The organism is Streptomyces sp. NPDC058796 (assembly GCF_042745235.1).
Taxonomy (GTDB): domain Bacteria; phylum Actinomycetota; class Actinomycetes; order Streptomycetales; family Streptomycetaceae; genus Streptomyces.
Map to the genome: position 1 here is coordinate 277,922 of NZ_JBHYOP010000005.1, position 24,439 is coordinate 302,360.

17 protein-coding genes are annotated in these 24,439 nt (G+C 71.8%); 4 read left to right on the plus strand and 13 right to left on the minus strand.

Annotated elements, in window-relative coordinates; translation table 11 throughout:
* A complete protein-coding gene (sucC, locus tag ACFW47_RS15465; protein WP_386278397.1) occupies positions 1–1,131 on the minus strand; it encodes an ADP-forming succinate--CoA ligase subunit beta in 1,131 nt (376 codons plus the stop codon).
* A 142-nt stretch (positions 1,132–1,273) separates the two neighbouring features.
* On the opposite strand from sucC, the gene ACFW47_RS15470 reads away from it, so the two are divergent.
* From ACFW47_RS15470 to ACFW47_RS15485, 4 genes are all read left to right on the plus strand, one after another.
* Positions 1,274–2,956, plus strand: a complete 1,683-nt coding sequence (locus ACFW47_RS15470) for a thiamine pyrophosphate-binding protein (protein WP_386278399.1) — start codon at positions 1,274–1,276, stop codon at positions 2,954–2,956.
* A gap of 11 nt (positions 2,957–2,967) precedes the next feature.
* On the plus strand, positions 2,968–4,200 hold the full coding sequence (gene frc, locus ACFW47_RS15475; RefSeq protein WP_386278401.1) for a formyl-CoA transferase: 1,233 nt from the start codon (positions 2,968–2,970) through the stop codon (positions 4,198–4,200).
* A gap of 4 nt (positions 4,201–4,204) precedes the next feature.
* A complete protein-coding gene (locus ACFW47_RS15480; RefSeq protein WP_386306030.1) occupies positions 4,205–6,349 on the plus strand; it encodes an acetate--CoA ligase family protein in 2,145 nt (714 codons plus the stop codon).
* Positions 6,350–6,470: 121 nt separating this feature from the next.
* Positions 6,471–7,850, plus strand: a complete 1,380-nt coding sequence (locus tag ACFW47_RS15485; RefSeq protein WP_386278405.1) for an OFA family MFS transporter — start codon at positions 6,471–6,473, stop codon at positions 7,848–7,850.
* A 77-nt stretch (positions 7,851–7,927) separates the two neighbouring features.
* Here ACFW47_RS15485 and ACFW47_RS15490 read toward each other — a convergent pair whose 3' ends face one another.
* The 12 genes from ACFW47_RS15490 to ACFW47_RS15545 all read right to left on the minus strand — a co-directional run bounded on the left by ACFW47_RS15490 (position 7,928) and on the right by ACFW47_RS15545 (position 24,432).
* Positions 7,928–9,136 (minus strand): sugar phosphate isomerase/epimerase family protein, encoded by a 1,209-nt coding sequence (locus ACFW47_RS15490; RefSeq protein WP_386306031.1) that lies wholly within the window; start codon positions 9,134–9,136, stop codon positions 7,928–7,930.
* Between the two features lie 114 nt (positions 9,137–9,250).
* Positions 9,251–10,651, minus strand: a complete 1,401-nt coding sequence (locus ACFW47_RS15495) for an alkaline phosphatase family protein (protein ID WP_386278409.1) — start codon at positions 10,649–10,651, stop codon at positions 9,251–9,253.
* Positions 10,648–11,865 carry a metabolite traffic protein EboE gene (gene eboE / locus ACFW47_RS15500; protein WP_386306032.1) on the minus strand — a complete coding sequence of 406 codons (1,218 nt, stop codon included), beginning with the start codon at positions 11,863–11,865 and terminating at the stop codon, positions 10,648–10,650. The genes ACFW47_RS15495 and eboE overlap by 4 nt, the downstream gene beginning before the upstream one ends.
* 3 nt (positions 11,866–11,868) lie before the next feature.
* Positions 11,869–12,717, minus strand: a complete 849-nt coding sequence (locus tag ACFW47_RS15505) for a TatD family hydrolase (RefSeq protein WP_386306033.1) — start codon at positions 12,715–12,717, stop codon at positions 11,869–11,871.
* Positions 12,717–13,454 (minus strand): EboA domain-containing protein, encoded by a 738-nt coding sequence (locus tag ACFW47_RS15510; protein WP_386306034.1) that lies wholly within the window; start codon positions 13,452–13,454, stop codon positions 12,717–12,719. The genes ACFW47_RS15505 and ACFW47_RS15510 overlap by 1 nt, the downstream gene beginning before the upstream one ends.
* A gap of 14 nt (positions 13,455–13,468) precedes the next feature.
* Positions 13,469–14,437: a sugar phosphate isomerase/epimerase family protein gene (locus ACFW47_RS15515; protein WP_386306035.1), complete on the minus strand. Its 969-nt coding sequence runs from the start codon at positions 14,435–14,437 to the stop codon at positions 13,469–13,471.
* On the minus strand, positions 14,434–15,519 hold the full coding sequence (locus tag ACFW47_RS15520; protein ID WP_386306036.1) for an SCO3242 family prenyltransferase: 1,086 nt from the start codon (positions 15,517–15,519) through the stop codon (positions 14,434–14,436). The genes ACFW47_RS15515 and ACFW47_RS15520 overlap by 4 nt, the downstream gene beginning before the upstream one ends.
* Complete coding sequence (locus ACFW47_RS15525) at positions 15,516–16,832, minus strand: inositol-3-phosphate synthase (RefSeq protein WP_386306037.1); 1,317 nt, start codon at positions 16,830–16,832, stop codon at positions 15,516–15,518. The genes ACFW47_RS15520 and ACFW47_RS15525 overlap by 4 nt, the downstream gene beginning before the upstream one ends.
* Positions 16,833–16,991: 159 nt before the next feature.
* The gene (locus ACFW47_RS15530; RefSeq protein WP_386306038.1) at positions 16,992–20,705 is read right to left on the minus strand and encodes a ThuA domain-containing protein; all 3,714 of its coding nucleotides are present in this window, start codon (positions 20,703–20,705) and stop codon (positions 16,992–16,994) included.
* A 293-nt stretch (positions 20,706–20,998) separates the two neighbouring features.
* Positions 20,999–21,997, minus strand: a complete 999-nt coding sequence (locus ACFW47_RS15535; protein ID WP_386306039.1) for a sugar phosphate isomerase/epimerase family protein — start codon at positions 21,995–21,997, stop codon at positions 20,999–21,001.
* Between the two features lie 16 nt (positions 21,998–22,013).
* Positions 22,014–23,303 carry a Gfo/Idh/MocA family protein gene (locus ACFW47_RS15540; protein WP_386278426.1) on the minus strand — a complete coding sequence of 430 codons (1,290 nt, stop codon included), beginning with the start codon at positions 23,301–23,303 and terminating at the stop codon, positions 22,014–22,016.
* An 85-nt stretch (positions 23,304–23,388) separates the two neighbouring features.
* Positions 23,389–24,432 (minus strand): substrate-binding domain-containing protein, encoded by a 1,044-nt coding sequence (locus tag ACFW47_RS15545; RefSeq protein ID WP_386306040.1) that lies wholly within the window; start codon positions 24,430–24,432, stop codon positions 23,389–23,391.
* Positions 24,433–24,439: the final 7 nt, after the last annotated feature.

Consider the following 24,439-nt stretch of genomic DNA (forward strand, 5'->3'; position numbering starts at 1 on the left):
TCACGCCGTGGTGGCGAGTCGGGCGGCACGGCGGGCGGCGCCGTCCATGGTGGTGGCCTGTTCGACCAGCGGATGCGCGCGTGCGTCGAGGACGGCCCGGCCGCGGGCGGCGTTGTTGCCGTCGAGGCGCACGACGAGCGGTTTGGTCGGCCGGACCTCCTCCAGGGCCCGGACGATGCCGTCGGCGACCGCGTCGCAGGCGGTGATGCCGCCGAAGACGTTGACGAGGACGGACTTCACGGCGGGGTCGGAGAGGACGACCGACAGCCCGTCGGCCATCACCCGCGCGGAGGCGCCGCCGCCGATGTCGAGGAAGTTGGCGGGGCGGGCCCCGCAGCCGGCGACCACGTCGAGCGTCGACATGACCAGTCCGGCGCCGTTCCCGATGACGCCGACCTCGCCGTGGAGCTTCACGTAGTCGAGGCCCTTGGCGGCGGCCCGTGCCTCCGACGGGTCGGCGGGCATCGCGCGTTCGTCCCCCCATCGCGCCTGGCGGAAGAGGGCGTTGTCGTCGAGGGTGACCTTGCCGTCGAGGGCCATCGTCCTCCCGTCGGCCGTCCGGACCAGCGGGTTGACCTCCACGAGCAGGGCGTCCTCGCGGACCAGGACCCGCCAGAGCCGTACCAGGGTGTCGACGGTCTGCGGGGGCAGCCCGGCCGCGTCCGCGATGCGTACCGCGGTGGCCGTGGTCACCCCCACGGCGGGGTCGACGGGGACGCGCGCGACGGCCTCGGGCCGTTCGCCCGCGACCTCCTCGATCTCCGTGCCGCCCTCGGCGGAGGCGACGGCCAGGAAACGGCCGGCCGCGCGGTCGAGGACGTAGGAGACGTAGAACTCGCGCTCGACGTCGACCGGTTCGGCGAGCATGACCGTGTCGGCCGTGTGGCCCTTGATGTCCATGCCGAGGATGTGCCGGGCGGCCTCCTCGGCCGCGGCCGGGTCGGCGGCGAGCCGCACCCCGCCCGCCTTGCCGCGCCCGCCGGTCCTCACCTGCGCCTTGACGACGGCGCGTCCGCCGAGACCGCGGGCGATCTCCCGGGCGCGTTCGGGCGAGGCGGTGACCTCGGCCCTCGGCACCAGAATGCCGTGCTCCGCGAAGAGTTCCCTTGCCTGGTGTTCGTACAGGTCCATTCCGGCTCCTGTCTGAAAGTGCCGCACGCCCCCTGGACACCACCCACCGGATGCGGGATAACAAGCTTCATACAGTATTCGTCGACTGTATGCAATGTACGGGAAAGCGCCCCAACCCCTCGTGAAGGGACAGGACTTCGCCATGCCCGACGACACCCAGGACGTCATCTCCGGCGGTCACCTCGTCGCCAAGGCACTCAAGGCCGAGGGAGTCGACCGCATATACACCCTGTGCGGCGGCCACATCATCGACATCTACGACGGCTGCGTCGACGAGGGCATCGAGGTCGTCGACGTACGCCACGAGCAGGTCGCCGCGCACGCCGCCGACGGCTACGCCCGCGTCACCGGCAAGCCCGGCTGCGCGGTGGTCACCGCGGGACCGGGTACGACCGACGCCGTCACCGGTGTCGCCAACGCCTTCCGCGCCGAGTCACCGATGCTGCTGATTGGCGGTCAGGGCGCGCACACCCAGCACAAGATGGGCTCCCTCCAGGACCTGCCGCACGTCGACATGATGACACCGATCACCAAGTTCGCGGCGACCGTGCCGGACACCGCGCGGGCGGCGGACATGGTGTCGATGGCGTTCCGCGAGTGCTACCACGGCGCGCCCGGCCCCTCCTTCCTGGAGATCCCCCGCGACGTGCTGGACGCCAAGGTGGCGACGGACAGGGCCCGGGTGCCGAAGGCCGGGGCCTACCGCGCCTCGACCCGCTCCCCGGGCGACCCCGACGCCGTCGAGCGGCTGGCCGACCTGCTGGTACACGCCGAGAAGCCGGCCATCCTGCTCGGCAGCCAGGTGTGGACGACGCGCGCGACGGAGGCCGCCGTCGAACTCGTCCGCACACTGAACGTTCCGGCGTACATGAACGGCGCCGGACGCGGCACCCTGCCGCCCGGCGACCCGCACCACTTCCAGCTCTCGCGCCGGTACGCCTTCTCCAACGCCGACGTCATCGTCATCGTCGGCACGCCCTTCGACTTCCGCATGGGCTACGGCAAGCGGCTCTCCCCCGACGCGACCGTGGTGCAGATCGACCTCGACTACCGCACCGTAGGCAAGAACCGCGACATCGACCTCGGCATCGTCGGCGACGCCGGGCTCGTCCTGAGGTCGGTGACCGAGGCGGCGTCGGGGCGGGTCAACGGCGGCGCGTCGAGACGCAAGGAGTGGCTGGACGAGCTGCGCGCGGCCGAGCGGACCGCCCTGGACAAGCGGCTGCCGCAGCTCAGGTCGGACGCCTCCCCCATCCACCCGTACCGGCTGGTGAGCGAGATCAACGACTTCCTCACCGAGGACTCGGTCTACATCGGCGACGGCGGCGACATCGTCACCTTCTCCGGGCAGGTCGTGCAGCCCAAGTCACCGGGCCACTGGATGGACCCGGGTCCGCTGGGCACGCTCGGGGTCGGTGTCCCCTTCGTACTGGCGGCCAAGCAGGCCCGGCCCGACAAGGAGGTCGTCGCCCTCTTCGGCGACGGTGCCTTCTCGCTCACCGGCTGGGACTTCGAGACCCTCGTCCGCTACGACCTGCCCTTCGTCGGCATCGTCGGCAACAACTCCTCCATGAACCAGATCCGCTACGGCCAGGCCGCCAAGTACGGCAAGGACCGCGAGCGGGTCGGCAACACGCTCGGCGACGTCCCGTACGACCAGTTCGCCCGGATGCTGGGCGGTCACGGCGAGGAGGTCCGCGACCCCGCCGACATCGGCCCGGCCCTGCGGCGTGCCCGCGAGTCCGGCAAGCCGTCCCTGGTCAACGTCTGGGTCGACCCGGACGCGTACGCCCCCGGAACCATGAACCAGACGATGTACAAGTGAGGTGACCGCCCATGACAGCCAAGGCTCTTGAGGGCATCCGCGTCCTGGACATGACGCACGTGCAGTCGGGACCCTCCGCGACCCAGCTCCTCGCCTGGCTCGGCGCGGACGTCGTCAAGCTGGAGGCGCCGAGCGGTGACATCACGCGGAAGCAACTGCGCGATCTGCCGGACGTCGACTCCCTCTACTTCACGATGCTCAACTGCAACAAGCGGAGCATCACCCTCAACACCAAGACCGAGCGCGGCAAGGAGATCCTCACCGAGCTGATCCGGCGCTCGGACGTCATGGTCGAGAACTTCGGGCCGGGCGCGGTCGACCGGATGGGGTTCACCTGGGACCGCGTCAAGGAGATCAATCCACGGATCGTCTACGCCTCCGTCAAGGGGTTCGGCGAGGGCCCGTACACCGACTTCAAGGCGTACGAGGTCGTCGCACAGGCCATGGGCGGATCGATGTCCACCACCGGTTTCGAGGACGGGCCACCGCTGGCGACGGGAGCCCAGATCGGGGACTCGGGCACGGGCGTGCACGTCGTGGCGGGCATCCTCGCCGCGCTGTACCAGCGGGAGCGCACCGGACGCGGTCAGCGGGTGAACGTGGCCATGCAGCACGCGGTGCTCAACCTCTGCCGGGTGAAGCTGCGCGACCAGCAGCGCCTGGCCCATGGTCCACTCGCCGAATATCCCAACGAGGACTTCGGCGCGGAGGTTCCCAGGTCCGGGAACGCGTCCGGCGGCGGGCAGCCGGGCTGGGCCGTCAAGTGCGCGCCGGGCGGCCCCAACGACTACGTGTACGTCATCGTCCAGCCGGTCGGCTGGCGCCCGCTGAGCGAGCTGATCGGCCGGCCCGAGCTGGCCGACGACCCCGAGTGGGCGACGCCCCAGGCACGGCTGCCGAAGCTGAACAAGATGTTCCAGCTGATCGAGGAGTGGTCGTCCACCCTTCCCAAGTGGGAGGTCCTGGAGCGGCTGAACGCCCACAACATCCCGTGCGGGCCGATCCTGTCCGCCAAGGAGATCATCGAGGACCGTTCGCTGGCGGCCAACGAGATGATCGTCACCGTCCCGCACCCCGAGCGCGGCGAGTTCGTGACGGTCGGCAGCCCGCTCAAGCTCTCCGACTCACCGGTGGAGATCAGCAGTTCGCCGCTGCTCGGCGAGCACAACGAAGAGGTCTACGTCGGCGAGCTGGGCCTCGGCGACGAGGAGCTGCGCCTGCTCAAGTCGAACGGGGTGGTCTGAGGTGGTGGCCGAGGACCGCGCACAGCGGGTGCGCCGGCTGCTGGACTCCGTGCGGGCCGACGGACGCACCGCCCTGACGGCTCCCGAGGGGAAGGCGCTCGCCGACGCCTACGGGATCGCCGTGCCGGGCGAGGAGCTGGCGCGGGACGTCGACGAGGCGGTGGCCTGCGCGGCGCGCTTCGGCGGGCCGGTGGTGATGAAGATCGTGTCGCCGGACATCCTGCACAAGACCGACGCGGGCGGGGTGGTCGTGGGGGTGGAGGGCGCGGCGGACGTGCGGGCCGCGTTCTGCCGGATCGTCGGCAACGCGCGGGCGTACGACGCCTCCGCGCGGATCGAGGGCGTGCAGATCCAGGAGCTGCTGCCGCCGGGGCTGGAGGTCATCGTCGGCGCGGTCACCGATCCGACGTTCGGGAAGGTGGTGGCGTTCGGGCTCGGCGGAGTGCTGGTGGAGGTGCTGAAGGACGTCACCTTCCGGCTCGCCCCCGTGGACGCCGGCGAGGCGCTGTCCATGCTCGGCTCGATCCGTGCGGCCGAGGTACTGCGCGGGGTGCGCGGGCGGGCCGGCGTGGACCGGTGGGCGGTGGCGGAGCAGATACGCCGGGTCTCCGAGCTGGTCGCCGACTTCCCGGAGATCGCCGAGGTGGACCTGAACCCCGTGATCGCGACGTCCGAGGGGGCGGTCGCCGCCGACATCCGGGTGATCCTGGCGACCGGCCTGCCGAGGGAACGGCGCCGGTACACGCGCGAGGAGATCCTCACCTCGATGCGCCGCCTGATGCAGCCCTCGTCGGTCGCGGTGATCGGCGCGTCGGCCGAGCCCGGCAAGATCGGCAACTCGGTGATGCGCAACCTCGTCGACGGCGGTTTCGCGGGCGGGATCCATCCGGTGAACCCCAAGGCCGATGACATCTTGGGCCGCAAGGCGTACAAGAGTGTCACCGACGTTCCCGGCGAGGTGGATGTGGCGGTCTTCGCGATCCCCGCGCGGTTCGTGGCGGCGGCGCTGGAGGAGGTGGGGCGGAAGAGGATACCCAACGCCGTGCTGATCCCCTCCGGGTTCGCGGAGACCGGTGAGCACGCCCTGCAGGAGGAGATCGTGGCGGTCGCCGAGCGGCACGGCGTCCGCCTGCTGGGGCCGAACATCTACGGCTACTACTCCACCTGGCAGAACCTGTGCGCCACGTTCTGCACGCCGTACGACGTGAAGGGCGGCGTCGCGCTGACCTCGCAGTCGGGCGGCATCGGTATGGCGATCCTGGGCTTCGCGCGGGCCACGAAGACCGGCGTGTCGGCGATCGTCGGCCTGGGCAACAAGTCGGACCTGGACGAGGACGACCTGCTGACCTGGTTCGCCGAGGACCCGCGCACCGAGTGCGTCGCGATGCACCTGGAGGACCTCAAGGACGGGCGCGCCTTCGTGGACGCCGCGCGGGCGACCGTGCCGAGGAAGCCGGTCGTGGTGCTCAAGGCGGGACGTACGGCGGCGGGCGCGAGGGCCGCGGGCTCGCACACCGGAGCGCTCGCCGGGGACGACGCCGTGTACGACGACGTCCTCAGGCAGGCCGGTGTCATCCGGGCACCGGGGCTCAACGAGATGCTCGAGTACGCGCGCGCGTTGCCGGTGCTGCCCGCCCCGGAGGGCGACAACGTGGTGATCATCACCGGGGCCGGCGGAAGCGGAGTGCTGCTCTCCGACGCGGTGACGGACAACGGGCTGTCGCTGATGGAGATACCGCCGGACCTGGACGCGGCGTTCCGCGCGTTCATCCCGCCGTTCGGGGCGGCGGGCAACCCGGTGGACATCACCGGGGGCGAGCCGCCGTCGACGTACGAGGCGACGATCCGGCTCGGTCTTCAGGACCCGCGCATCCACGCGCTGGTGCTCGGCTACTGGCACACCATCGTCACGCCTCCCATGGTGTTCGCCGAACTCACCGCGCGCGTGGTGGCCGAGTTCCGCGAACGCGGGATCGAGAAGCCCGTGGTGGCCTCCCTCGCGGGCGACGTGGAGGTGGAGGAGGCGTGCCAGTACCTCTTCGAGCGCGGGGTCGTGGCGTACCCGTACACGACGGAGAAGCCGGTGGCCGTGCTGGGTGCGAAGTACCGGTGGGCGCGGGCCGCGGGGCTGCTGGGGGGCGGTTCATGAGCTGAGGCAGCGAGGGACCGGCCGGCGGGTGCGCGTCGGCCGGCCCGGGACCCGCGCGCGCACGAAAGGCATTGGACAGGGGGCGCTGGCCAGAACTTTCGACGCTAGGGGTGCAAACGACATGACAACCACCGATGTCACACGGGTCGCCGCCTACCGGGAGGTGACCGACAGGAACGGGCGCGTCTACCGCGTGGGCGAGTCCGACATCGACATCATGGGGCGCAAGCGCAAGTGGATGGTGATCCTGCCGTGGGTCGGCATGATGGGCATCTCCTCCGCGGAGTACGCGTTCGCGTCCGCCGAGGACACGCTCCACGAGGCCCACCACTGGTCCAGCGGCAGCATCTACTGGATGATGACCGCCTGGGTGTTCTGCCAGGCCGCGGTCGCCTTTCCGGCGGGGCGGCTGCGGGAGAGCGGCAGACTGCCGGCGCGCTGGGCGATGATGCTGGGTTCGGCCGGCACCCTGCTCGGCTACCTGTCGCTGGCGTTCGCGCCGCACGTCACGCTCGCCTTCATCGGGTTCGGCGTGTTCAGCGGCATGGGCGCGGGCATGGTCTACGCGACCTGCGTCAACATGGTCGGCAAGTGGTACCCGGAGCGCAGGGGCGGGAAGACCGGCTTCGTCAACGGCGGTTTCGCCTACGGCTCGGTGCCGTTCGTCTTCATCTTCCACGGCTACATGGACACCTCCAACTTCCGCTGGGTGCTCGTTTCCGCGGGTGTCTTCCTCGCCGCGACGGTGGCGATCGCCGGGTTCTACTTCCGGGACCCGCCGAAGAACTGGTGGCCGGCGGACGTCGACCCGCTGAACCCGCCGGCCGACCCGCGGGCCCGGCGTTCGCTGGAGAAGAATCCCCCGGCCGTCAAGCAGTACTCCCCCATGGAGGCCTGGCGGACCGGCCGGGTGGCCCTGATGTGGTTCTGTCTCGCCTGCACCTCCGGCGTGAACATCTTCGGCATCGCCTTCCAGGTCGACATCGGTGAGGAGGCGGGCTTCGCGGCCGGGATCGTGGCCACCGCGATGTCGCTGAAGGCGATCGTCAACGGCACCGGGCGCGGGGTCATCGGCTGGCTCTCCGACCTGTACGGCCGCAAGCAGTGCCTGCTCTACGTGTGCGCGATCCTGGGCCTCGCCCAGTTCGGCATCATCTGGTCGGCCGAGATCAAGAACCTGCCGCTGTTCCTGCTGTTCTCCGCCGTCTCCGGATTCGGCGGCGGTGCCATATTCCCGATGTTCGCGGCACTGACGGCGGACTACTTCGGCGAGAACAACAACGCCACGAACTACGGAATGGTCTACAGCTCCAAGCTCGTCTCCGGGCTGGGCGCGGGCATGGGTTCCGTGGTCGTCGCCGCCTGGGGCTACAACGGTGCCTTCACCCTGGCGGGCTGCATCTCGATCTTCGCTGGCTTCATGGCCCTGTTCCTGCGGCCTCCGGGCAGGCCGAAGGCCAAGCGCGTCACACCCAACCCCCGGCCACTGGGTGAGGGATGAGGCGGCTGGTCTTCTCGCACGGACCGGGCGGCCCCTCCCCCAGCACGCGGGAGGGACCGCCCGGTCCGTGTTCCGGGTCAGCGGCGACGCCTGCGCAGGGCCGCCAGGTTGTCGTAGCTGATCTTGGCTTCGCGCAGTGACTGCGCCGGGTCGGTGGCGCTCGGGGAGTTGTCGTCCTCGACCATCGGGTTGTGGTAGTTCCGCTGTCCGACGCGTGAGAAGAACGTGGTGTAGTCGATGACGCCCGTTCCGAAGGGCACCATGTCGTAGCCCATGCCGTTGGTCGTGCTGACGACGCCGTCCTTGGCGTGGAACAGCGGGTAGCGCTTGTTGTGGCGGGCGACGAGACCGGCCGGGTCGAAGACGTCCCTGCGAGTCGAGCCGTCGTGGGCGGTGTAGGTGTGGAACTTGTACTGGGCGACGTGCGCCCAGAAGATGTCCATCTCCAGCCAGACCAGCCTCGGGTCGGTGACCTTCAGGAAGTACTCGAGCTTGCGGATGCCCGAGCTGCGGGTCGGCCGGCCCTGGTCGTCCAGCGGGCCGCCGTCGAGCAGGAAGCCGTAGGCGCTGTCGTGGTTGTGGGTGTAGAGCTTGATGCCCTCCCGGCGGGCTATCGCACCGAGTGCGTTCCACTTGTCGGCGGCGACGTCCCAGTCGGCGCGGTAGGAGCTGCCCGTGGGATCGCCACCGGTGCCCATGTGGTCCATGCCGATGATGTTGGCGATCTCCAGGTGCTTCTTGAAGGTGTCCTTGTCCGCCGTGGTGAGCGGCCAGGAGGGCGGGATGAAGCCGTGGTTGCCCTGGGCGCGCAGCCCGTAGTCGTCGAGCCAGCGGCGCAGCAGCCTGGCGCCCTCCACGGATTCGAGGTTGGCGCCGCCGGGGGCGTTGGCGTGCTGCCGGTAGCCGGCGAACTCCACCTGGCGGTAGCCGTGGCGGGAGAGCTGCTTGAACACCTCGCGGAAGCCGGAGGGCAGGTCGGTGGCGAGGGGGTCGCGAGCGGTCGCGTCCCGGACCGTGTAGAGGATGATGCCGCGCTTGTCCGCCGGGACGAGGACGTGTCCGTGTCCGTGGTCGCGGTCCCGGTCGTGGTCTCTGTCCCGGTCGTGAGCCAGGGCCGGGGCGGCGCCGAACACGGGTGCCGCGACCGCGCCGGCGGCTACGGCGGTGCAGGTGCTGAGGAAGCGGCGCCGGTCGACGCCGAGGGTGCGGCGCAGGCCCTCGTCCGGGCCGCCGGCGGACGGGTCCGCGGTGGCGCCGGTGCGGGCGGGGTGTGAGAACGGGGTCACGGGTGCCTGCCTTCTGGGTCGTGGCCTGCTCCGATGCGGCTGGGGCGGGCCGTTGTCAGTGCCGTGTGTTTCACTCTCAGTAGTCGGATCTCGGCGGAGTTGCCGGATGGTGCCTCAGCCGAGTCCGGCCAGCCGGAGCAGGAGTTGTTTCACGTCGGTGGCCGCGACGCGGTCTCCGACAGCGCGGGGGGTGGAGCAGATGAGGAGCGGTCCGTCGTCGTCGCTCGCTGGGAGGCGGCCGTGGCTGCCCCGGACAGGTGAGGCGTCCAGGGGCACGACCGCCATGCGGTAGCGCATGCCGAGTTTCTTGCGGGCCAGGGCGGTGGCCGCCTTGACCTTGACGTAGGGGTCGAGGGGATCCATGAACAGCTCGGCCGGGTCGTAGCCGGGTTTGCGGTGGATCTCGACGAGCTGCGCGAAGTCGGGCGCGCGGTCGTCGTCGAGCCAGTAGTAGTACGTGAACCAGGCGTCGGGCTCCGCGACGGCGACGAGTTCGCCGGCGCGGGGGTGGTCGAGGTCGTGGGCCTTCTTGCCCTCGTCGTCGAGGAGCGTCTCGATGCCGGGCAGGCCGTCGAGGGCGTTCCGGGCGGCGTCGAGGTCTTCGGGGCGGCGGACGTACACGTGGGCGATCTGGTGGTCGGCGACCGCGAAGGCGCGGGAGGCCATCGGGTCGAGGTATTCCATGCCGTCCTGGGTGTGCACCTCGAGCAGTCCGGCGCGGCGCAGGGCGCGGTTGATGTCCACGGGCCGGCTGACGGGGGTGATGCCGTACTCGGAGAGCGCGACGACGGTGCGTCCCTGGGCGCGGGCGTCGTCGAGGAGGGGGGCCAGGGCGGTGTCCAGGTCGGCCGCCGCCTTCAGGGAGCGCGGGTCGTCGGGGCCGTAGCGCTGCAGGTCGTAGTCGAGGTGTGGGAGGTAGCAGAGGGTCAGGTCGGGGTGGCGGGTCGTCATGATGTGGCGGGTGGCGTTGATGATCCACTGGCTGGAGACCAGGTCGGCGCCGGGTCCCCAGAAGTGGAAGAGGGGGAAGGTGCCGAGCTTGTCGGTGAGTTCGTCGTGCAGGGCCGCAGGGCGGGTGTAGCAGTCGGGTTCCTTGCGGCCGTCGGCGTAGTAGACGGGACGGGGGGTGACGGTGATGTCGGTGTCGGCGCCCATGGCGTACCACCAGCAGATGTTGGCGACGGTGTAGCCGGGGTGGGCGCGGCGGGCGGCGTCCCAGAGTTTGTCGCCGGCGACGAGTCCGTTGTGCTGGCGCCACAGCAGGACGTCGCCGAGTTCGCGGAAGTACCAGCCGTTGCCGACGATGCCGTGCTGCGACGGGGGCGTGCCGGTGAGGAAGGTGGACTGGGCGGCGCAGGTCACGGCCGGCAGGACGGTGCCCAGCGGGGCCCGGCAGCCGGACTGGCCGAGCTGCTTGAGGTGGGGCATGTGGTCCAGGAGACGGGGGGTGAGGCCGACGACGTCCAGGACCAGCAGCGGGGTCGGTCCGCCGGAGGAGGAGGTGGCCGAGGTCATGGCAGCTCCTTGAGGCCGAGATCGGTCAGCAGGTCGCGGGCGAGGGTGAGCTCGGCGGCGATGCCGTCGGTGAGCTGGGCGCGGGCGCGGGGCCGCAGCTCGGGCGGGAGGGCCTGCCAGGTGTAGGTCTCGACCTCCAGATGGCGGGTGAGCGGGTGCGGGCCGCCGACGAGGCGGGTCAGTGCGGCCTTGAGCACGGGGAGTGTGGAGGTGAGGGGCGCGGCGGGCGCCGCGTGCAGGGGGACGTGGAAGTGGGCGCGCCAGGGCGCGGTGCCGGGCAGCGGCCCGTCGCCGGCCAGGGCCTCGTCGAGGTCGTCGGTGCCGCGCAGGCCGGCCGTGGCCGTCGTGGCGGCGGGGTCCGTCGGGGCGGTGGTGGCCGGCGGGGTGACGGTGCGGGTCTGGTGCAGGAAGCGGGGTTCGGCGAAGGCGGCGAGGGCGTCGCGTACTTCGGGACGGGAGGGGTGCTCGGCGTGCAGGGCGGCGGAGAGCTGGGACTTGACCACGGGGACGCGGGCCGCGGTCAGCGCGTCCAGGGCGGTGTGCGGGTCTTCGAAGGAGGTGGCGAGGTGGCAGGTGTCGACGCAGATGCCGATGCGGTCGTGCGCGATCGCGGTCAGGGGGGCGATGGCGTCGCGGGTGGTCTCGACGACGCAGCCCGGTTCGGGTTCCAGGCCGACGCGGATGGAGCGGCCGGTCAGCTCCTGGAGGGCGTCGAGGCGTTCGGCGAGGGTGACCAGAGCCGTGCGGGCCTTGTCGGCGCGGGTCTCGTCGTAGGCGGTGCGCCAGGCGAGCGGCAGGGTGGAGATGGAGCCGTCCGTGACGTCGTCGGGCAGCAGTCCGGCGAGGACACGGGCCAGGGAGGTGGTGTGCTCGAGACGTTCGGGGTCGGCCCAGTCCGGCTTGTAGACGCGGTACTTGACCTCCTCGGCGCCGAAGCCCTCATAGGGGAAGCCGTTGAGGGTGACGACCTCCAGGCCGCGCCGGTCGAGTTCGAAGCGCAGGCCGCGCAGCGCGGAGGGGTCGGTGACCAGGGCTTGGGCGGCGTCCCTGGCGAGCCACAGCCCGATGCCGAGGCGGTCGCGGCCGAGGCGGCGGCGGACCGGCTCGCAGTGGTCGCGCAGCTGGGCGAGGACGCCGTCGAGGGTCTCGGCGGGGTGGACGTTGGTGCAGTAGGCGAGGTGGACGGTCGAGCCGTCCGGGTGCCGGAAGCGCATGGCTCACTCACCGCCGCGCAGGATGGAGTTGCCCTCGTGCGTGGCGTCCTGCGAGGTGACGTCCAGGCTCAGGCGTCCGCTAAGGCCGTAGAAGGCGACGGGATTGCGCCACAGCACGCGGTCCACGTCGTCCTCGCTGAAGCCCTCGTCGAGCATCAGGTCGCCGACCTTGCGGGTCTTGAGCGGGTCGCTCTTGCCCCAGTCGGCGGCGGAGTTCACCAGGACCCGTTCCGGGCCGTACTCGCGCAGCAGGGCGACCATCCGGGCCTCGTCCATCTTGGTGTCCGGGTAGACGGAGAAGCCGAGCCAGGCGCCGCTGTCCTTCGCCTCCTTCACAGTGGTCTCGTTGAGGTGGTCGATCAGCACCCGGTCCGTGGGCAGCGCGGACTCGCGCACGGCGTCCAGGGTGCGGCGCAGGCCGGCGAGCTTGTCGCGGTGCGGGGTGTGCACGAGGGCGGGCAGGCCGTGGTCGGCGGCGAGCTGGAGCTGGGCGGCCAGGGCGGCGTCCTCGGCGGCGGTCATGGAGTCGTAGCCGATCTCACCGACCGCCACGACGCGGTCCTTGACGAGGTAGCGGGGCAGCTCGTCGAGGACGGGGGTGCAGCGCGGGTCGTTCGCCTCCTTGGGGTTGAGGGCGATCGTGCAGTGGTGGGCGATGCCGTACTGGGCGGCGCGGAAGGGTTCCCAGCCGAGCAGGGCGTCGAAGTAGTCGCGGAAGGAGTCGGGGGAGGTACGGGGCTGGCCGAGCCAGAAGGAGGGCTCGACGACGGCGCGGACGCCGGCGGCGTGCATGGCCTCGTAGTCGTCGGTGGTGCGGGAGGTCATGTGGATGTGGGGGTCGAAGATGCGCATCAGGACTCCTTGCCGTGGGGGTCGACCGGGCCGGGAGCGGAGGGCTCGGACTCGGTCAGGGCCAGGACGCGGTGGAGGTCTTCGGGGACGGGGCGGCCGGCGGCGGTGCGTTCGGCGGCGTAGTCGGCGAGCATGCGGGCCAGTTCCGCGTCGGCGGCGGCCCGTCGGGCGAGGTCCGCCACGTGGTCGACGGGGACGCCGGTGAACAGGCACTTGAGCACGGCGTGCCGCCACTGGTGGGCGTCGAGGTGCCGGGCGGCGTACGGGCCGAGTGCGGCGGCGACCAGCCGGGTGTCGTTGGTGCGCAGGGCGTCCTCGACGAGCGGGAGGGCGTCGGGGCCGGGGACGAGGTGCGCGAGGGCGTGCAGGACGGCGCGGCGTTCGTCGGATGTGCCCTGGTAGTAGACCCGGGTCAGGGCGTCGGTGCCGGCGCGGGCGGCGTGCAGGACCAGGACACGGGCGGCATCCGCGTGGGCGGGACCGCAGCGGCGGCCGGCCTCGGCCAGGCGCAGCTCCCACACCGAGATGGGCCCGTGCGTGCCGGGGTGGGCGGCGGCCTCGTCCAGGGCCTGGTCCAGCCAGGCCCGGGCGGCTCCGTCGAGCACGGCGGCGAGGGCGGTGCGCAGGTCCGCGGGCGACATGTGGGCGGGGGTGGTGCCCTGAGGGTTCCGCTCGGCGAAGGGGCCGTTGGGGGACCGGGTCTGTGAGGTGTCGCGGGTGGCGTGTGGCTGGGTCATGGGAGTGGCTCCCTTCAGTGGGTGGCGGAGGGCTCGCCCGAGCGGTTCGTGCGGGGTGAGGCGGCAGCGGCCCGGCGGAGGAAGGGGAGGGAGCGTTCGGCGAAGTGGGGGCCCGCGTGGGAGTGGCGGGGCAGTTCGACGACGGTCAGGCCTTGGTAGCCGGTGGCGGCGAGGGCCTCGAGGACGGGGGGGAAGTCGATCTCGCCGTCACCGAAGGGAAGGTGTTCGTGGACGCCGCGGCGCATGTCCTCGATCTGGACGTGACGCAGCCAGGGAGCGGCGGCGCGTACGCAGTCGGCGGGAGGGAGGGGTTCGAGGCACTGGCAGTGACCGATGTCGAGGGTGAGGCCGAGGGGCTCGGGGTCACCGAGGGCGCGCCGCAGCCGGTGGAAGCCGTCGAGGTCGGCCAGGAGGTGGCCCGGTTCCGGCTCCACCGCGAGCGGCACACCGGCGGCCGCCGCGGCGTCCAGTACCGGGGTGAGGGTTTCCGCGAGGCGCTTCCACGCCGTCTCCTCGTCCGTCCCCGGCGGGGTGATGCCGCTGAAGCAGTGCACGGCGTGCGCACCGAGGTCGGCGGCGACGCGCACGGCCCGCAGCAGCAGGTCCGTGCGGAGCGCCCGGTCCCCGGGGTCGGGGTCGAGGAGCGAGGGACCGTGCTTGCGGCGCGGGTCGAGGACGTAGCGGGCCCCGGTCTCCACGGTGACGCCGAGTCCGAGCTCCGTCAGCCGGTGCGCGACCCGCCGGGTGCGGGCGGCCAGGCCGGGAGCGAGCGGATCGAGGTGCATGTGGTCGAGGGTCAGGCCGACGCCGTCGTAGCCGAGGTCGGCGAGGAGGGCGAGGGCGTCGTCGAGACGGAGGTCGGCGAGTCCGTTGGTGCCGTAGCCGAAACGGAGGGGGCGCGTGGCGTCCCCGGACGCGTCCCGGTGTGTTGGCGGGCCGTCCGCCGTCCGCTCCTGCGGTCCTTGAGCGGGGTGCGTGTTCACGTGATGCTCACCTTCCTCATGCCGGCCCTCCGCGCGAACAGCCGGCCCGCCGGGGCCAGGGCGGCGACCAGCAGGGAGGTGACGGGCGCGCCGGAGCGGGCGGCCAGTGCGGCCTGGAGCGGGACGGTGGCCCGGATGCCGTCGCCGACCGCGCGTTGGGTGAGTGGGGGTGAGGGGTTGAGGGTGGCGTGGAAGTAGGGGCGGGCGGCGGTGGCGGCGTAGGCGGCGGCCAGTGCGGTGGTGAGGGCGCCGGTGGTCCGGGACGGCCGGGCGGCCGGGGTGGGGCCCGGCAGGCCGGGGGCGGCTGCTGCCCGCCGGCCTGCCGGGAGTCGGATGCGGCCGTCGGTGACCAGCCGGGTCAGCGCCCCCGTCGTCGCGAGGGCCGCGAGCGGGGCCAGGACCGAACCGCCGGTCGTCTCCCGCCGGGACACGGCCGTGACCGCGAGGGTGTGGCTGCCGAGCAGCGCGGCGGAGGGCAGTGCGGCGCGGGTGCCGCCGCCGGTGGCGGCGGCACCCAGGAGCAGGTCCAGGCCGCGGGCGGCGGCCATGGCCGCCGGTCCGGCGGGAGTGTGCTTCAGGGTGAGGTCGTAGGCCCAGACGGTCGCCGCCAGGGGCGCGGCCACCGCGAGGGCGGGGCGTCCGGCACCTGCGGCCAGCGCCAGTCCGGCGCCGGTGAGGGCGCCGGCCGCCGCGAGGGCGGCCGCCGGGCGGATGCGGCCGGACGGCAGGGGGCGGTGCGGGCGTTCCACGGCGTCCTCGGCGCGGTCCGCCCAGTCGTTCAGGGCCATGCCGGCCTCGTACAGGCACAGGGAGGAGCCGATGGCGAGCAGGGTCCGGGGTCCCGGCCGCGCGCCGGCCGCCGCCGCGCCGGCCAGGGCGTCGCCGGGGACGGTGAACAAGGCGGGCAGGCGGAGCAGTTCGGCCCAGGCGCCGGCACCGACCCGTCCCGAGGGGCGGCGGGAAGCACGGGACACGGCGTCGGAGGAGGTCGCCGGGGCGACGGTCCCGGACGTCGGGCGCTGCCCCGGAGCGGACGGATCCGCCGCGACCCCGGCCCGCGCCGCGGCTGCCGTGCGGCTCATCGCTGCTCACCGCGCTCGTCGGCGCCCGGCCGGGACCTTCCGGCCCTCGCGTCCACACCCGGCCTTCCGGCCTTCCGGCCGCCGGCACCACCGTCCCCGGACGCGTCCAGGTACGCGTCGCTCCCGGCTGCACGCCGGGCCCCCGCGTCCCCCCGCACGTCCGCGCCGTCCCGCAGTCGCCCGGCGAAGCGTTTCAGCTCGGCGTACTGCTCGGCCAGTGACGCGGGGCCGTCACCGACCGGGTCCTTGAAGTAGAAGCCCAGTTCGCCCAGCGGACCGGACAGGCCCCGCTCCCGGGCGCGGGCGGCCAGCCGGGCCAGGTCGAGGACGAGCGGGGCGGCGAGCGCGGAGTCGCAGCCCTGCCAGGTGGTCTGGAGGACCATGCGGGCGCCGAGGAAGCCGTCGAAGGTGATGTGGTCCCAAGCGGTCTTCCAGTCGCCGAGCGAGGGCACGTCGTCGATGTGGACCTCGCCCTCGGGCACGGCACCGAGGGTGTCGGCGAGGACGCGTTCCTTGCCGGCGTTCTTCGCGGCGGCGGCATCCGGGTCGGCGAGGGCGGCACCGTCGCCGCCGCCCAGCAGGTTCGTGCCCGACCAGGCCCGGACCGCCAGCGCCCGCTGCGCGAACATCGGGCCAAGCACCGAGCGCAGCAGGGTCTGCCCGGTCTTGCCGTCACGGCCGGCGTACGGCAGGCCCGAGGCCTCGGCGAGCGGGGCCAGCGCCGGGTGGTGCAGGCCCGTGGAAGGGGTGAAGTTGACGTAGGGGCAGTCGGCGCGCAGGGCGGCCGCCGCGTAGAGGGAGCTGGGCGGGAGCGAGGCGTCGGTGGTTGCCGGCTCGGTGGAGGCGACGTTCACCACGACGGCGCCCGCGAGGCGGTGGCGGCGGACGAAGTCGCGGATGTCGGCGGCGAACACGTCGATCCAGTCCTCGTCGGTGCGGGCGGGACCGCCGTCCATGTCGCCGGGCAGGGGGCCGCCGGGCCTGATCTCGCGGTCGGCGGCGACGAGTTCGGCGTGCACGGCGGAGGGCAGGCCGTGCGGCAGGACACCGCCGGCGGCGAGGTGCTCGGCCCGCTTGGGCAGCGGACAGTCGAGAGTGTCGTGACCGCCGAAGACGAGGGAGGACAACGATGGCAGACCGCACGCGGCGAAGTCGGGGGTCTCGGTGACCATGCCGGTCGGCGGGTGGAGCCCGGCGGCGACGGCGGCGCAGCCCGCGATCGCGGTCGTGGCGACGGAGCCGCGCGCCCCGATGAGCCAGACGCCGAAGCGCGGGGCCGTGGAGGGAAGGGGCAGGGACGGTTCGGCGGACATGGGCAGCCTCCTTGTCGTACGCGAACCTGGTGCGAGCGCCGGAGGAGGGGGTGCCGGGCGCGGTGGCCCCGGCGGGACGGCGGGCGGAGGTCCGGCGTCCTCCGCCCGCCGCCGTTCGGGTCGCCCCGGAGGGCGGTTGCCCCAAAGGGGCTGGTGGCCCTAGGAGGGCAGTTCCTTCAGCTGGATGTTGCGGAAGGAGACCTGGTCGTCGGCGCCGTGGTTCTGCAGGCCGATGTAGCCGTCGGTCAGGCTCCGCTCGGGGTCCGTGTTGGTGAAGTCGTTGATCTTGACTCCGTTGAGGAACACCTGGAGGCGCTCGCCGCGGACCTTGATCTCGTAGGAGTTCCACTGGCCGGGCGGCCGCAGGACCTGGTCACGGGCCTTGATGTTCGCCGACTTGAACGAGTAGACGGAGCCCGTGGTGCGGTCGGGCGCGTCGGTGGCGTCGATCTGGATCTCGTAGCCCTTGTTCACCGCGGACCAGGGGTCGTCGGAGGCCGGGAAGCCGACGAAGATCCCGGAGTTGTCGTCGCCCCGCATCTTCCAGTCGAGCTTGAGGGAGTACGACTGCAGCTCCTTGGCCTGGTACCAGAGCAGGCCCATGCCGCCTTCGGACTCCATGGTGCCGTCCTTGACGGTGAACCTGCCGGGGCCGGCCTGCTTCCAGCCGTCCAGGGTCTCGCCGTTGAAGATGTCCCGGTAGCCCTTGCTCGGCTTGCAGTCCGCCTTGACCTGGCCGGTGGCGTACTGCAGACCGCCGAGCAGGTGGGCGCGGAAGGCCTCGTCGGCGTAGGACTCCTTGGTGTGGCCGCCGCCGGTGTAGAAGGAGCGGCCGCCGCCGTAGTTCTGGCACCAGGCGATCGGGTGGTCGCCCTTCATGTTGCCGCCGTCGTAGGTGGTCTCGTCCAGGGTGGCGAGTACCTTGGCCTGATCACGCGGGTTGGTGCGGTAGTTGTACCACTCGTCGGTGCGCTCCCAGGTGTCGCCGAGGTGCGCGGTGGACGGGTGGTCGTGGTCGTGGACGCGGACGGTGGCCTCCTGGATGGCCGGGTGCGAGTCGAAGTAGGCGCCGACCAGGCCGCCGTAGAACTCCCAGTCGTACTCGGTGTCGGCGGCGGCGTGGATGCCCATGTAGCCGCCGCCGTTCTTGACGTAGTTCTCGAACGCCTTCTGCTGGTCGGCGTTGAGCACGTCACCGGTGGTCGACAGGAAGGCGACCGCGTCGTACTTGGCGAGGTTGGCCGTGGTGAACTGGCGGGCCTCCTCGGTGGCCGCGACCGAGATGCCGGCCGGGGCGCCCAGCTCCTTCAGGGCGGCGATGCCCTCCGGGATGGAGTCGTGGCGGAAGCCGGCCGTCCTGGAGAAGACCAGGACCTTCTTGCCCTTCTTGAACGGCTCCTTGGAGAACTCGAAGTCGTCCACGTCGTAGAGCGCGCCGTCGCCGCCGCGGAAGACCAGGTAGATCTCCGTGGTGCGTCCCGGCAGTGACCGCAGCGGCACGTCGACGTTCTGGAACGTCTCCCAGCTGCCGGTCGGCGGGATGTACGCGGAGCCGTGCAGCTTGCCGGTGGGCGAGCCGGTGCGCAGCTCGATGAAGCCGCCGGAGCCGCCGGAGGAGGCGCGGACGGTCAGCTTCTTCTGCCCGTCGAACTTGTAGGGGCTGAAGGAGATCCAGTCGCCGTCGTGGATGTCCCCGACGGTCTTGCCGCCGTTGGCACCGGTCTTGTCGTACGTTTTGACGCCCGACTGGGTGGTGAAGTGCTCGGCCTGGCGGTGCGGGGGCTGGATGACGGTGCGCGCGGTGCCGGTCAGGGCCTCCTGGCCGTTGGCCCCGCCGTCGGTGTAGCTCGCGCCGACGACGCCGTAGATGTTGGCGTTGGGGTCGTGGCCGCCGTCGCCCGGCGGCGGGTTGAGGGTACCCTCACAGCCCGTCTCGCTGGTCAGCTCGTGGGCGTGGGAGTCGTGGCCGAGGCTGTAGGCGACCTTGACCTTGGAGCAGTCGATCGTCTCCTCGGGGTCGGTGACCTTTACCTTGAAGGGGACGGGCTCCCCCATGGGCAGCAGGGTGCCGTTGCCCGGGGTCTCGATGGTCACCTTGGGCTCGGTGTTGCCGACGACGACGCGCACGCTGGCGTTGCCGGTGTTGCCCTCGGGGTCCTTGGCGGTGAAGGTCGCGGTGTAGGTGCCGACCTTCTTGTACTTGTGGGTGGGGGTCAGGCCCTCGCCCTTGGTGCCGTCGCCGAAGTCCCAGCCGTAGGTGAGGTCCGGGGAGTCGGCGTCCTTGGCGGTGGCGGTGAACTTGACCTTCAGGCCGGCGGCGCCGGACGTCTTGTCCGCCCTGACCTCGGCGATCGGTGAGAAGCCGTCCTCGGCGTTCTCGATCCGGTACAGCGCGGAGTGCTCGTCGCCCTGGAACCAGGAGACGCCGTAGTCGAGGACGTAGAGCGCGCCGTCGGGGCCGAACTCCATGTCCATGATCTGGGTGCCGGTCCACGGGAAGTCGTTGATCTTCGCGACGGTGCCGTCGGGTCCGTCTTCGGTCTGCTCGATCCGCTTGATCCAGCGGCGGCCGAACTCACCCGCGAAGAAGTCGCCGTCGAACTCCTCCGGGAACTTCACCGAGGAGTCGAGCTCCGGGTCGTAGCGGTAGACCGGGCCCGCCATCGGGGACTCGGACCCGCTGCCGAACTCGGGGACGCTGCCGCCGTCGTACGGGATCCAGGCGGGCTGGGCGGGCGGCAGGTCGACCAGGCCGGTGTTGTGCCGCGAGGTGTTCTTCGGTGCGGCGCAGTCGAACTTCCCGCCGGAGGTGCCGGTGGCGAAGTCGTAGTCGACGTAGGCGTCGTTGGCGCCGGTGCAGAACGGCCAGCCGAAGTTGGCGGGCTTGGTGACCTTGGCGAACTCGACCTGTCCGGCCGGGCCGCGGTTCGGGTCGGCGGAGCCGGCGTCGGGACCGTAGTCGCCGACGTAGACCGTACCGGTCTTGTCGTCGACGCTCATGCGGAACGGGTTGCGGAAGCCCATCGCGTAGATCTCGGGACGGGTCTTCTCGGTCCCGGGGGCGAAGAGGTTGCCCTCCGGGACGGTGTACGAGCCGTCCTCGGCGACCTTGATGCGCAGGATCTTGCCGCGCAGGTCGTTGGTGTTTCCGGAGCTGCGGCGGGCGTCGAAGGCCGGGTTGCGGTTCTCCCGCTCGTCGATCGGCGTGTAGCCGTCGGAGGCGAAGGGGTTGGTGTCGTCGCCGGTGGACAGGTAGAGGTTGCCCTCGGCGTCGAAGTCGATGTCGCCGCCGACGTGGCAGCAGGTGCCGCGGGAGGCCGCGACGTCCAGCACCTTCTTCTCGCTGGCCATGTCCAGCGTGCCGTTGGGGTTGAGGACGAACCGGGAGAGGCGGTTGACGCCGTCGAACTTCGCGAAGTCCTCGGTGGTGCCGGTCTCCGGGGCGTCACCCGCGGGGGTGTCGAGCGGCGGGGCGTAGTAGAGGTAGACCGCCCGGTTGTTCTCGAAGTCCGGGTCGACGCCTACGCCCTGCAGGCCCTCCTCGTCGTGGCTGTAGACGTCGAGCTTGCCGGCGACCTTGGTGACGCCGCCCTGGTCGGTGATGCGCAGGGTCCCGTCGCGCGAGGTGTGCAGGACGCTGCGGTCCGGGAGCACGGCGAGCGACATCGGCTCGCCCGTCTCGGGCTCGCCCTTGGCGAGCGGTACCTGCTGGAACTGCCCCTCGGCGGCGGCCGGCTCGTCGGCCGCCGGCTGGGCCCCGGCGACGGTCGCCGGTGTGCCCACGGCCAGCATCAGGCCGGTGGCCAGGGCGAGGGCGGTGCGAAGCCTGGGACGCCTCGTGGTGTGGGTGCCTTTGGGTCTGCTTCTGTGCACGAAGTCCCTCCGGGAACGGGATGGGCCGTACGGGATGGTGCGAGAGCGTGCGGTACGTGCGAGAGGAGACGTGCGGTGCGGGCGCCGGGGTGCGCCGTCACCCCGGAGGCGTGAGTGTCCTGAACACTTCAGCGACGGTAGCCGCGTTCGTCCTGGGCCGACACCCCGCGGGTCAGGAATAGTTGAACTTCATCTCATCAGAGGACAAAGCGGTATCCGGGCAGGCCGGACCGGGGACCGGCGGAGCACACCGGCCCCCGGTCCCCGTCCCGGCCTGCTGCCGGGTGTGCGGATCAGCTGTTGAACGCGGCGTCGAAGGATACGGTCGGCGGCTCGAAGTCGAAGGCCTTGAGCCGGGTGAGGGCCTCGGGGGCGCCCTGGAGGCGGTCCATGCCGGCGTCTTCCCATTCCACGGAGACGGGGCCCTGGTAGTCGATGGAGCGCAGCATCCGGAAGACGTCCTCCCAGGGGACGTCGCCGTGGCCGGCCGACACGAAGTCCCAGCCGCGGCGCGGGTCGCCCCACGGCAGGTGGGAGCCGAGCCGCCCGTTGCGGCCGTCGAGGCGCCTGCGGGCCTCCTTGCAGTCGACGTGGTAGATCCGGTCGCGGAAGTCCCACAGGAAGCCGACCGGGTCGAGGTCCTGCCACACGAAGTGCGAGGGGTCGAAGTTGAGACCGAAGGCCGGGCGGTGGTCCACCGCCTCCAGCGCCCGCTGGGTCGTCCAGTAGTCGTAGGCGATCTCGCTGGGGTGGACCTCGTGGGCGAACCGCACGCCCTCGGCGTCGAAGACGTCGAGGATGGGGTTCCAGCGGTCGGCGAAGTCCTGGTAACCGCGTTCGATCATGGACTCCGGGGCGGGCGGGAACATGGCGACCAGGTGCCAGATCGCCGAGCCGGTGAAGCCGATGACGGTGTCGACGCCGAAGCGTGCGGCGGCCCGCGCGGTGTCCTTGATCTCGGCCGCGGCCCGCTGCCGTACGCCCTCGGCGTCGCCGTCGCCCCAGATGCGGGCGGGCAGGATGGCCTCGTGGCGTTCGTCGATGATGGCGTCGCAGACGGCCTGGCCGACCAGGTGGTTGGAGATCGCCCAGCACTTCAGCCCGTACTTGTCGAGCAGCTGGTGGCGCGAGTCCACGTACGACGGGTCGGCCAGAGCCTTGTCGACCTCGAAGTGGTCGCCCCAGCAGGCGAGTTCCAGGCCGTCGTAGCCGAAGTCGCGGGCGAGCCGGCAGACCTCCTCCAGCGGCAGGTCCGCCCACTGGCCGGTGAAGAGAGTGAAGTTGCGTGGCATGTCGCTGCCGGCCTCCTCAGGGCGCGATGGGGGCAGTGGGGGCTATCGGGGTGTAGACGGAGTTCTTCTCGGCGCTCTCCTCGACCGCGGCCAGCACGCGCTGCACCTGCAGCCCGTCGGCGAAGGACGGTTCGGGCCGGCGGCCCTCGGCGACGGCGTGGACGAGGTCGCGCACCTGGTGGACGAAGGTGTGCTCGTAGCCGAGGCCGTGGCCCGGCGGCCACCAGGCGTCCAGGTAGGGGTGCTCGGGTTCGGTGACGAGGATGCGGCGGAAACCGGCGTGCTCCCCCGGCTCCGTACCGTCGTGGTACTCCAGCTCGTTCAGCCGCTCCAGGTCGAAGGCGAGCGATCCGCGCTCACCGTTGAGCTCGATGCGCAGGGCGTTCTTGCGGCCGGTGGCGTACCGGGTGGCCTCGAAGGAGACCAGGGCGCCGGAGGTGAGGCGGCCGGTGAACACGGCGGCGTCGTCCACGGTCACCTCTCCCGTGGTGCCGTCCGCCGAACCGGCCGACAGGCCCCGGGCGGCGCCCTCGGGCAGCGGGCGTTCCCGCACGAAGGTCTCGGTGAGGGCGGAGACGCCCGCGATCCGCTCCCCCGTCAGGTACTGCGCGAGGTCGACGATGTGCGCGCCCAGGTCGCCGAGGGCTCCCGAGCCGGCCAGGTCCTTGCGCAGCCGCCAGGTCAGCGGCGCCTTCGGGTCCACCAGCCAGTCCTGGAGGTACGTCACCCGCACGTGCCGCAGCCGGCCGACGCGGCCCTCGGCCACCATCCGCCGGGCCAGCGCGGTGGCGGGTACCCGGCGGTAGTTGAAGCCGACCATGGCCAGTTGGCCTCGGGCGCCGGCCTCCTCGGCGGCCCGGGTCATCGCCTCCGCCTCCGCGACCGTGTTGGCCAGCGGCTTCTCGCACAGGACGTGCTTGCCGGCGGCGAGCGCGGCCAGCGCGATCTCGGCATGGCTGTCGCCGGGGGTGCAGATGTCGACGAGGTCGATGTCGTCCCGTTCGACCAGGGTCCGCCAGTCGGTCTCGGTGCTCGCCCAGCCGTGCCGGTCGGCAGCCGTGCGGACGGCGTCGGCGTCCCGGCCGCAGATGGCCGCCCGGACCGGGTTCAGCGGCAGGTCGAAGACCCGGCCGGCGGTGCGCCAGCCCTGGGAGTGTGCGGCGCCCATGAAGGCGTAGCCGACCATGCCGACGCGCAGCGGCGGTCTGGTCGCGGACGCCCCCGTCGCTCCGGTCCCGTTGCCGGCCCCGCTCCCGGTGGCCGATTCGTGTTCCCCGGCCCCCTCGGGCTGCTGCGGCTGTCCCATGCGGATGTCCTCCTCGTCGTCGTGGCGCGGTGGGGGGTGGGCCCCGCCCCGGTCGGCTGGTCGGGCCGCTCCGGGGCGGCGGCCCTCACTTGAAGCCCGTGGACATGTACTGGTCGACGTTCTCCTTGTCGACGACGGCCGAGTAGCACGTGACGGTCGAGGGGATCTCGAACTCGGCGAGGCCGCTGACCCCCTTGCCCTGGCCGAGCGCACGGGCGAGGTCGATCGCGGAGGCGGCCATGGTCGGCGGGTACAGCACGGTCGCCTTCAGCACGCCGCTGTCCGCCTTGATGGCCTGGAAGGCGGAGAGCGCGCCCGCGCCGCCGACCATCAGGAAGTCGTCGCGCCCGGCCTGCTCGATGGCGCGCAGGGCGCCCACGCCCTGGTCGTCGTCGTGGTTCCACAGGGCGTCGAACTGGGACTGGGCCTGGAGCAGCTGGGCCATCTTGGACTGTCCCGACTCGACGGTGAACTCGGCGGCCTGGCGGGCCACCTTCTGGATGTACGGGTAGTTCTTCAGGCCGTCGTCGAAGCCCTTGGTGCGCTGCTGGGTCAGCTCCAGGTTGTCCAGGCCGGCCAGCTCGATGACCTTGGCGTTCTGCTTGCCCTTCAGCTTCTCGCCGATGTAGTGGGCGGCGTTGAGGCCCATGCCGTAGTTGTCACCGCCGATCCAGCAGCGGTAGGCCTGCGGGCTGTTGAAGATGCGGTCGAGGTTGACGACCGGGATTCCGGCGCGCATCGCCTTCAGCCCCACCTGGGTGAGGGCCTTGCCGTCGGCGGGCAGGACGACCAGGACGTCGACCTTCTTGTTGATGAGGGTCTCGATCTGGCCGATCTGCTGGGCGGTGTCGTTGGAACCCTCGGTCACCTCCAGGGTGACGTCGGAGTACTTCTCGGCGCGCTTCTGGGCCTGGTCGTTGACGGCGTTGAGCCAGCCGTGGTCGGCCAGCGGGCCGGCGTAGCCGATGGTGACCTGCTTGCCCGGCTTGTCGTCGGCGGCCGGCTGCGTGTCCGCGGCCTTGTCGCCGCCGTCGTCGGGTTCGTTGCTCGTGCACCCGGTGAGGACGGCACCGGCGGACACGGCGGCCGCTCCGAAGAGCAGCCCTCTGCGGCTCGTGAGGTTCGTCATGACGGTG

Excerpts from the sequence above, each read along its gene's own strand:
- sucC (WP_386278397.1), bottom strand. The coding sequence starts at position 1,131 with ATGGACCTGTACGAACACCAGGCAAGGGAACTCTTCGCGGAGCACGGC.
- ACFW47_RS15470 (WP_386278399.1), top strand. The coding sequence starts at position 1,274 with ATGCCCGACGACACCCAGGACGTCATCTCCGGCGGTCACCTCGTCGCC.
- frc (WP_386278401.1), top strand. The coding sequence starts at position 2,968 with ATGACAGCCAAGGCTCTTGAGGGCATCCGCGTCCTGGACATGACGCAC.
- ACFW47_RS15510 (WP_386306034.1), bottom strand. The coding sequence starts at position 13,454 with ATGACCCAGCCACACGCCACCCGCGACACCTCACAGACCCGGTCCCCC.
- ACFW47_RS15540 (WP_386278426.1), bottom strand. The coding sequence starts at position 23,303 with ATGGGACAGCCGCAGCAGCCCGAGGGGGCCGGGGAACACGAATCGGCC.
- ACFW47_RS15495 (WP_386278409.1), bottom strand. The coding sequence starts at position 10,651 with ATGACCTCGGCCACCTCCTCCTCCGGCGGACCGACCCCGCTGCTGGTC.
- ACFW47_RS15505 (WP_386306033.1), bottom strand. The coding sequence starts at position 12,717 with ATGCGCATCTTCGACCCCCACATCCACATGACCTCCCGCACCACCGAC.
- ACFW47_RS15545 (WP_386306040.1), bottom strand. The coding sequence starts at position 24,432 with ATGACGAACCTCACGAGCCGCAGAGGGCTGCTCTTCGGAGCGGCCGCC.
- ACFW47_RS15520 (WP_386306036.1), bottom strand. The coding sequence starts at position 15,519 with ATGAGCCGCACGGCAGCCGCGGCGCGGGCCGGGGTCGCGGCGGATCCG.
- eboE (WP_386306032.1), bottom strand. The coding sequence starts at position 11,865 with ATGCGCTTCCGGCACCCGGACGGCTCGACCGTCCACCTCGCCTACTGC.
- ACFW47_RS15525 (WP_386306037.1), bottom strand. The coding sequence starts at position 16,832 with ATGTCCGCCGAACCGTCCCTGCCCCTTCCCTCCACGGCCCCGCGCTTC.
- ACFW47_RS15485 (WP_386278405.1), top strand. The coding sequence starts at position 6,471 with ATGACAACCACCGATGTCACACGGGTCGCCGCCTACCGGGAGGTGACC.
- ACFW47_RS15535 (WP_386306039.1), bottom strand. The coding sequence starts at position 21,997 with ATGCCACGCAACTTCACTCTCTTCACCGGCCAGTGGGCGGACCTGCCG.